1 protein-coding gene is annotated in these 317 nt (G+C 68.1%); it reads right to left on the bottom strand.

Annotated elements, in window-relative coordinates; genetic code table 11:
• Positions 1 to 164: glycosyltransferase family 9 protein (locus AC5P09_RS52270; RefSeq protein WP_493880670.1), on the bottom strand; the 164-nt coding region annotated here is incomplete at its 3' end.
• Positions 165 to 317 lie beyond the last annotated feature (153 nt).

Raw genomic sequence — 317 nt, 5'->3', positions numbered from 1 at the left:
CACACCAGGATGTCGTCCACCCCCGGCAGCAACCGGGCCGCAGGAGCACCCCGCGGCCCGCACAACACCGTCACCGAGTCCGCCCCGGCCGCCACCGCACGAACCGCCGGCCCGGCAAGCAACACATCACCGAAACTGTCCAACCGCGCCACCAGAGCCTTCACCGCCCCCACCCACCCACGTCGCCGGGCATACAGGGAGCCTCCACGGACCTCCTCGCAGCGGCTGGATCATGGAACAGGGGGTGGCGACTGCTCGTTGAGGAGCGTGCATAAGGTCGCTTTAGCTCGATCGTGTGATGGTCGTCTTCCGGGCTT

It is taken from the genome of Streptomyces sp. a15, from assembly GCF_059026085.1.
This window is presented reverse-complemented; position numbering and strand designations above follow the sequence as displayed.